Source organism: Desulfobacteraceae bacterium (assembly GCA_022340425.1).
In the GTDB taxonomy this organism is placed as follows: Bacteria; Desulfobacterota; Desulfobacteria; order Desulfobacterales; family JAABRJ01; genus JAABRJ01.
The window spans coordinates 1-7,219 of the sequence record JAJDNY010000107.1 but is presented as its reverse complement, the minus strand read 5'-3'; the positions used below and the strand labels follow the sequence as shown (position 1 = coordinate 7,219).

5 protein-coding genes and 1 pseudogene are annotated in these 7,219 nt (G+C 68.4%); 4 read left to right on the top strand and 2 right to left on the bottom strand.

All coding sequences use genetic code 11. From position 1 onward, the window contains the following. A pseudogene (gatB, locus tag LJE63_09625) lies at positions 1-834 on the bottom strand (Asp-tRNA(Asn)/Glu-tRNA(Gln) amidotransferase subunit GatB). Positions 835-1,240: 406 nt separating this feature from the next. Continuing rightward, entirely contained in the window at positions 1,241-2,710 is a 1,470-nt protein-coding gene (locus LJE63_09620; protein ID MCG6906873.1) for a hypothetical protein, read from the bottom strand. 470 nt (positions 2,711-3,180) lie between these two features. Between LJE63_09620 and LJE63_09615 the strand changes: the two genes are divergently transcribed. The 4 genes from LJE63_09615 to LJE63_09600 all read left to right on the top strand — a co-directional run. Continuing rightward, complete coding sequence (locus LJE63_09615) at positions 3,181-4,386, top strand: glycosyltransferase (GenBank protein ID MCG6906872.1); 1,206 nt, start codon at positions 3,181-3,183, stop codon at positions 4,384-4,386. After that, positions 4,379-5,659 (top strand): glycosyltransferase, encoded by a 1,281-nt coding sequence (locus LJE63_09610; GenBank protein ID MCG6906871.1) that lies wholly within the window; start codon positions 4,379-4,381, stop codon positions 5,657-5,659. The genes LJE63_09615 and LJE63_09610 overlap by 8 nt, the downstream gene beginning before the upstream one ends. 5 nt (positions 5,660-5,664) lie before the next feature. Further along, on the top strand, positions 5,665-6,810 hold the full coding sequence (locus LJE63_09605; protein ID MCG6906870.1) for a glycosyltransferase family 4 protein: 1,146 nt from the start codon (positions 5,665-5,667) through the stop codon (positions 6,808-6,810). After that, positions 6,807-7,219, top strand: a 413-nt coding sequence (locus LJE63_09600; protein ID MCG6906869.1) for a histidine phosphatase family protein, incomplete at its 3' end; no start/stop codon positions are given. The genes LJE63_09605 and LJE63_09600, both read left to right, overlap by 4 nt.

Genomic DNA, 7,219 nt, shown 5'->3' with positions numbered 1-7,219 from the left:
GCAGCAGGTCGGGGTCCGGGAAGTAGCGGTAGTCGTGGGCCTCCTCCTTGCCGCGCATGGGGGTGTGCGGTTCTGGTCGGGGTCCCAGAGCCGGGTTTCCTGCACCACCGCGCCGCCGTCGCCCACGCACTCCTGCTGGCGCGCGATTTCGTAGGCGATGGCCTTCTCCACGTGCTTGAAGGAGTTGAGGTTCTTGAGCTCGGTGCGGGTCCCCAGGGCCGCCGTGCCCGCCGGCCGGATGGAGACGTTGGCGTCGCAGCGGAAGCTGCCCTCCTCCATATTGCCGTCGCAGATGTCCAGGTAGCGCAGGATGGCGCGCAGCTGCCGCAGGTAAGCGCCGGCCTCGGCGGGGGTGCGCAGGTCGGGTTCGCTGACGATCTCGATCAGCGGCACCCCGGCGCGGTTGAGGTCCACCCGGCTGAAGGGCCGGTCCGGGTCGTGGGTCAGCTTGCCGGCGTCCTCCTCCATGTGGATGCGGGTGATCCCGATGCGCCGCGTCCGGCCGTCAAGAGTGATGTCCACGTGCCCACCGGCCGCGATGGGCAGTTCGTACTGGGAGATCTGGTAGCCCTTGGGCAGGTCCGGGTAGAAGTAGTTCTTGCGGGCGAAGCGGCTTTCGGCGGCGATGGTGCAGCCGGTGGCGAGCGCCATGCGCATGGCATAGACCACCACCTGGCGGTTGAGCACCGGCAGGACCCCCGGCATGCCCAGGCAGACCGGGCAGGTGTGCGTGTTGGGCGGCGCACCGAAGGCGGTTGAGCAGCCGCAGAAGATTTTGGTCCTGGTTTTGAGCTGGGCGTGGACCTCCAGCCCGATGACGGCTTCGAATTCCATTTTACTCCTCATGGTGGCGGCAGCCAAAAGCGTTCACCGCCCGCTGCGCTCGCGGCGCAGAGGACGCAAAGGAAATTGGGGGCTGCGCTTGACGCAGTCCGCTTCCGGCGCGGTGCTGCCGGTTTGAGACCCGTCGTCCCGGGCCGAGCATCGCAGCGGCGGGCGATAGAGGCCCTGTGGCTGTCTGAGCGCCAGCGAGTTCCACAGGGCCCGCCGGCTGCGAGAAGCGCAGGGCAGCCCGAAGGGCCCCGGGGCGCGGGCGGTTTCTTTTGGTTACTTTTCTTGTCCGCACAAGAAAAGTAACTCTAAGGAAAAACCGGCCGTAGTTGATGACCCGGTCATTCCTGAACAAAATTTCACGATTCGTCAAGGTTTTTCAGGGCTTGGCGGCCCCGCGGCGGGGGCCTTAGTTCTCGGCCAGCCGGATCGGCAGCCCGGGCAGGCTGCGAAAAAGGGCCAGCAGCTCGGCGAACTGGGGCTTGAAAGCCGCGTAATCGCCCGGGTCCAGGTAGCGCGAGGCGCCGCTGCTGCCAAGCGGCACGATGTCACCGCCCCAGGGCCAGCCCTGCGCCCGGAAGATCGCCTTGAAGGTCGCGTTGAGGGCGCGGCTGGCGTTTTCGGCGCCGGAGTTTTCGAGAAACCAGCGCCGCGGGGCGAAGGCCCCCGGGTGGTCCAGCGCCGCCCGCAGCGCCCCGACGAGCGCGGCATCCGGCACCATCCGCCCGGTGGCCGGGTTGAAGATCGCCGGGTCCATGCCGGCCATGGCGCTTGTGGCCACGCAGGGGAGGTCCGCCCGGAAATGCTCGAAGACGCTGCGGCAGCCGTTCTCGTGGAGCGACACCTGAGCCCCCAGGCGCCCCTCTTGCAGCGCGGCGGGCACCTCGCGCCGCAGCAGGTTGGCCCGCAGGGCGACCCGGTCGGCCAGCCCAGCGGCCCGGATGGCCGCCGCCGCCCGGCTGACGTTGCCATCGCTGCCGCGGCCGATGAAAAGCGCCGTCACGTCCCGCAGCTCCGGCTGCTGCAGCGCGTTCAACAGAAAGGCGTGGCGCTTGCGGGGCATCTCATCGAAGCTGGCGTTGAAGACCAGGTCGAAAGCGGGGGCCGCGGGCGCCGCGTCAAGGGGCGGGTCGTCCAGAAAGTCCCCGTGGCACAGCGGGGTGGTCAGAATGCCATCTTGGCCGTCCAAAAAGGCGCGGTCTTCGGGGCCCCCGAGGCCGAAGAGGCATGGCGCCGCGGCGGCGGCGAAGACCCGCAGCCAGGTGTGGCGGAAGATCACCCCCCAGGGCGGCTCGACGTAGAGCAAATATTTTCTGGAAAGCTTTTCCAGCAGCCCCGGATGCAGGAAGAGGTAGGGCAGGGAGAAGATCCGCAGGATGCCCTTGGCCGCCGGCAGCTGCGGTTTTTTGAGGACCTGCAGGAAGTGCCGCAGCTTGTAGCGCTTCTGGGCTTTTTTGGCCAGCTTGGCCGCCGCCCGCCGCGCTTCGCGGCCCACCAGGGCACGGATCTCGGGGTGCGCCGGCATCCCGCGCTGGACTTCCAACAGCCGGCGCCACTGGCCGCGAAAGGGCAGCAGGGCGAGAAAGAGACGCGCCTCGCGGCCCGCGGTCCCGGCCGGGTCGCCGGCGGCATGCCGCTCGAACCAGGCCCGCCGCCGCTCAAGCGCCGCGTAAGGCCAATCCAGCCCGCGGGCGGCCTCCAAGTAAGGGCGCTGCCAGACCAGCAGCAGGTAGAGCGCCTCCCAGAGCCGGCTGCGCAGTTCGCCAAATCCCCCGCTGCCGGGGTTTTCGAAGAGCCGGCCGCGGTCCACGCCCTCAAAGAAGCGGTCCAGGATTTCAAGCGCCGCCCCGGGATCGCCGTCGGTGGAAAAGGAAGTCATGGTCAAAGCGCCTCTATACTGCGACGGTTAAAATCGCAGGAATCACCATTTTCGGACGGTTTTCAGTCTGGCACAGCGCCGAGCCCTTGTCCATCCCCGAATCAGGGCCGGCGGCGGCGGCCAAACGGGAAATCCCTTGACTTGCGAGGAGGGATATTCCTATAGTCGCGGCGTGCAAAACAGCCCATCGATCACATCAGGCGGGACGGCAGCATAAACGTTATACCAATCTTGATGAACCGGAAAAAAGCCAAAAACCAGACAGTTTCGTAAAAAAGCCAAGTTCAAGGCGCGCAAATCTCGAGGAGTGAGGCGTACACCTGTACGCCGCAGCGACTTCGAGATGCAGCGCAACGCGGAAATTGGGTTTTTTACGGAACTGTCAATTTTCCTGGAAGGTTACCCCTGCGGCAGAACTGAAATCCAGGAAGCGGTGCCATGCGATGGGGGCCGCGGCGGCCCCGCGGAAAATGGGAAAAAATTCCATCTACAAAATCCTGATGTACTCCCACGACACCTACGGTCTGGGGCACATCCGCCGGACCATGGCCATTGCCTCCCATCTGCGCAGCCCGCAGGTCAACATCCTGATCCTGACCGGCTCGCCCATCGTGGGCCGCTTCGCCTTTCCGGAATATATCGACTTCGTCCGCATCCCGGGCATGATCAAAAAGACCAACGAGGAATACCAGCCGCTTTCGATTAAAATCAACCCACGCCACGCCCTGGCGATCCGCAAGAACATCATCACGGCCACTGCCAAGACCTTCCAGCCACACCTCTTCATCGTCGACAAGGAGCCCCTGGGGCTCAAAAAGGAAGTCCTGCCCACCCTTCAGTGGCTGCGCCGCTGCATGCCCCAGACCCGTACCATCCTGGGCCTGCGCGACATCATGGACGACGCCGCCAGCGTCCGCAAGGACTGGACCCGCAAGGGGGTCTACGACCAGCTGGAAAACCTCTACAGCGAGATCTGGGTTTACGGCCTGCGGGAATTCTACGACCCCATCGCCGAATACGGCCTGTCGGAATCGCTCAGCCGCAAGATGCAGTTCACCGGCTACATTCCCCGGCGGGTGCCGGCCCGCGAGGCGGTCTGCAGCATCCGCAAAAAGCACGGCATCCGGCCCGGGGAGAAGCTGGTGGTGGTCACCACCGGCGGCGGCGGCGACGGCTACCGCGTGCTGGACACCTATCTGGGCATGCTGGAGGGGCTGAGGCCGGGCCAGCCGAACTTTAAAAGCGTACTGATCACCGGCCCGTTTCTGCCCAGGGCACAGAAGGAGGAGATCTTCCAGCGCGCCCGGCGCCTGGGGGTCCGCTGCTGGCAGTTCTATCGCCGTATGGAGGAGATCATCGCCGGCGCCGACCTGGTGGTCTGCATGGGGGGCTACAACACGGCCTGCGAAATTCTCTCCCAGGGGACCGTCTCGCTCATCGTTCCGCGCGAAACGCCGCGGCGCGAGCAGCTCATCCGGGCCGAGGTGCTAAAACGCCAGCAGCTGCTGGACTTCATCCCCTGGTACGACTGCACCCCCGCCAAACTGGGCGCCAAGGTGGCGGCGCTCCTGGCCCACCCCGAACCCTACCAGGCCGCCATGGCCCGCTTTCAGCTGACCGCCTTCGACAGCATGCGCCAGCGGCTGGAGGCTTTCAGGACAGCCCCTCATGCCTGAAACCACCGCGCCGGTTCTGGGGATGATCCTCAAAGGCTTCCCGCGCATCTCGGAAACATTCATCTCAAACGAAATCCTCCTGCTGGAGGAACTCGGATTCAAGGTCCACATCTTTTCCATGCGGCAGCCGCGGGAGGCGTTCTGCCACGAGAGCGTGGGCCGCATAAGGGCCAAGGTGGACTACCTGCCCGAGACCCTGCTGGCACCCCTGCCGCGCCTGCTCTTCCACAGCGGCCGGCTGGCCGCCCGCCGCCCGGCCACCATGCGGTGCGCCCTGGGGACCGCCCTGCGCCGCTTTCTGCGGACCCGCCGGTCGGCGACCCTCAAACACCTGCTGCAGGCCGGCTACCTGGTGGACCGCCTGCTGCCGAAAAGCGGCGTCACCCACCTGCACGCCCATTTCGCCCACTCGCCGGCCTCTGTGGCGCTCTTCGCCAGCCGCCTGAGCGGGCTGCCCTTCAGCTTCACGGCCCACGCCAAGGACATCTACACCTCCGATGCCCGCCAGCTCCGGGAAAAGATCGCCCTGGCGCGCTTCGTGGTCACCTGCACAGGCTACAACCGCCGCCACCTGCTGCGACTCTCCGACGGCCGCACGCCGATCCACTGCATCTACCACGGGATCGACACGCGCCTGTTCGCCAGCGACGCCCCGGAAGTCGGAGCCGAGCCGCCCGCGCAGCCCTACCGCCTGCTGTCGGTGGCGCGCCTGACCGCCAAAAAGGGCCTGCCCACGGTTTACCGCGCCCTGCGGCGCCTGCGGGACCAGGGCCTGCGCCTGCGCCACACCCTGATCGGCGACGGCGAGGACCGCCAGGCGATCCTGGCCCTGATCCGCGAGCTGGGGCTGGGCGCCGACGCAGAACTATTGGGCACCCTGCCCCACGAGACCGTCCTGGCCCACTACCGCCGCGCCGACTTGCTGGTCCTGGGCTGCGAGGTGGCCCACAACGGCGACCGCGACGGGATCCCCAACGTCCTGCTGGAGGCCATGGCCATGGGGGTCCCGGTGGTGGCGACCCGGATCTCGGCCATCCCCGAGCTGGTGCGCCACGGGCAAAGCGGGCTGCTGGTGCCGCCGCGCGACCCGGCGGCCCTGGCCGGCGCCATGACCCGCCTGCTGACCGACCAGCCCCTGCGCCGGCGGGTGATTCACGCCGGCCGGCAGCAGGTTAGAACCGGGTTCGACAACCGCGTCCTGGTCCAGCGCCTGGCTGCGGTCTACCGCGCGGGCATGAACGGCTTTGGGCAGCGGCCTGCCGGCGGGTATTAAACCCCGTGCGGATCCTCTTCTACGCGCCCTTCAAGCCCCTGGACCACCCCAACCCCTCCGGGGACCAGGTGATCGCAGCCGGCCTCTACCGCTTTCTGGCGCAGCAGGGCCACCGGCTGCAGACGGCCAGCAGCCTGCGCTGCCGCTGGATTTTCCGGCAACCCTGGCGCTGGCCGGCGGCGCTGCGGGCGCTGGGGCGCGCCCGGCGCCGGCTGGAGCGCTTCCGGCCCGACCTGTGGCTCACCTACCACAGCTACTACAAGGCCCCGGACCTCCTCGGCCCCGCCGTGGCGGTACCCGCGGAGGTCCCCTACGTAATCTTCCAGGGCATCTACTCCACCCGGCGGCGCCGCAAGCTCGCCACCTGGCCGGGCTTCCAGCTCAACCAACGGGCCCTCTTGGCCGCCGACCACGTGTTTTCCAACCGCCGCGAGGACCTCGTCAACCTGCGACGGCTGCTGCCCGTCCACCGGCTGAGCTACGTGCGGCCGGGGATCGCGCCCGAGGCCTTCGGGTTCGACCCCGCCGCCCGCGAGCGGCTGCGCACGGATTGGAGCGTGGGCCAAAGACCGGTGGTCGCGACCGCGGCCATGTTCCGGCAGGGGGTCAAAACCGCCGGCCTGGAAACGGTCATCCGGGCCTGCGGCCGCCTGCGCCGCAGCGGCCGCCCCCTTTTCCTGGCGATCGCCGGCGACGGCCGCCAGCGGCCGCGGCTGGAGACCCTGGCCCGCCGTGAGCTGGCCGAGGCGGTGGTCTTTACCGGACAAATTCCCCGCGAGCGCCTCTACCGTTTCTATAGCGCCGGTGACCTGTTCGCCTTTCCCGGAATCCGCGAATCTTTAGGGATGGTCTACCTGGAGGCCCAGGCCTGCGGCCTGCCGGTGGTGGCCTACGCCGACGGTGGGGTGCCCGAAGTGGTCGCGGACGGCCTGACCGGCACCCTGGTTCCGCCTTTGGACGAGACGGCCTTCGAGGCCGCGCTGGCGGCCCTGCTGGCGGACGCCCCCCGGCGGCGGGAGATGGGCCGGGCGGCCCGCCGCCGCGTGGCCCAAAACCACCGCCTGAACACCAATTATGCCGCCATGGCGCAGGTCTTGGCGCGCCTGGCGGCCTCCGAGCGCCCCCCCGGGTCCCGCGGGACTTCCCCATGAACGCTTCACCGGGCGTACCCACTTTTTTCGACCTGATGCGCCACGCCCCCACCGTCTGGAACGCCCAAAAGCGCATCCAGGGGCAGGCCGACGCCCCCTTGACGCCCGCCGGCGAGGCCCTGGCCCGGCGCTGGGGGCTGATCCTGCGGGGCCAGCCCTACAGCCGGATTCTCAGCAGCGATCTGGGCCGGGCGCTGGCCACCGCCGAGGTTCTCGACGCCGCCTTGGGCCTGCCAATCTCAACCGACCCCCGCCTGCGCGAGCAGGACTGGGGCCGCTGGACCGGCGAGACCCTGGCAGCCCTGAGGGCCCGCGACCCCGTGAGCCTGGCCGCCGCCGAAGCCCGCGGCTGGGACTTCCGCCCGCCCGGCGGCGAATCCCGGCGCGAGGTCTGGCGCCGCGGCCGCGC

Coding starts and splice junctions, on each gene's coding strand:
- LJE63_09620 (MCG6906873.1), bottom strand. CDS start 2,710: ATGACTTCCTTTTCCACCGACGGCGATCCCGGGGCGGCGCTTGAAATC.
- LJE63_09615 (MCG6906872.1), top strand. CDS start 3,181: ATGGGAAAAAATTCCATCTACAAAATCCTGATGTACTCCCACGACACC.
- LJE63_09610 (MCG6906871.1), top strand. CDS start 4,379: ATGCCTGAAACCACCGCGCCGGTTCTGGGGATGATCCTCAAAGGCTTC.